1 pseudogene is annotated in these 588 nt (G+C 60.0%); it reads right to left on the bottom strand.

Annotated features, from left to right (window positions below):
* A pseudogene (locus JMV15_RS27820) lies at positions 1 to 588 on the bottom strand (type IV secretion protein Rhs); the annotation flags it as partial.

Raw genomic sequence — 588 nt, 5'->3', positions numbered from 1 at the left:
CGCCCTGAACATTGCGCTCATATTTCCAGACCGCCTCCCCACGCCTGACAACCCGAACAAAACCGTTGTCATGTTCGTAGGAAGTCGGCTCATCATCCCCCGGAAACAACGCCACCAAGCGTCCGGCGTCGTCATATTGATAGGCCGTCACCGCGCCCATCGGGTCTTGCTCGACGGTCAGCCGGCCCTGGTCGTCGTAGGATTTGAAATGCGTGGCACCATCCGGATCAATCCTCTGTACCAGCCGCGCCCGCTGATCATGGACATACACTTCCTGGCTACCATCGGCGTTATGCACGGTGACGCGCCCGTCATCGCCCCAGGCATAACGCGTGTCCATCTGCGAAAAACTCGCCCAATGCCGAACGCAGCGCGCCGCCTTGCCAGCGTGTTCCCATTCCCAATAGAAACTCGCGCCTCCGGCCAACTGCCGCTCGAGAATGACGTGCTGATCGTCGTACCGATAACGCTCGCTTTCCCCGACAGCATTGGTCGCGCAGACCAGTCGTCCGTGTTCGTCATAGGCGTAGGAAACAAGGTTCTGCTCGGTCTCCCACACGTAGGGCTCACGCCCTTTGGCGCGATGCA

The organism is Pseudomonas paracarnis (genome assembly GCF_904063055.1).
GTDB lineage: Bacteria > Pseudomonadota > Gammaproteobacteria > Pseudomonadales > Pseudomonadaceae > Aquipseudomonas > Aquipseudomonas paracarnis.
Note: the sequence above shows the minus strand (reverse complement) of the source record. Positions and strands in the feature narration are given on the sequence as shown.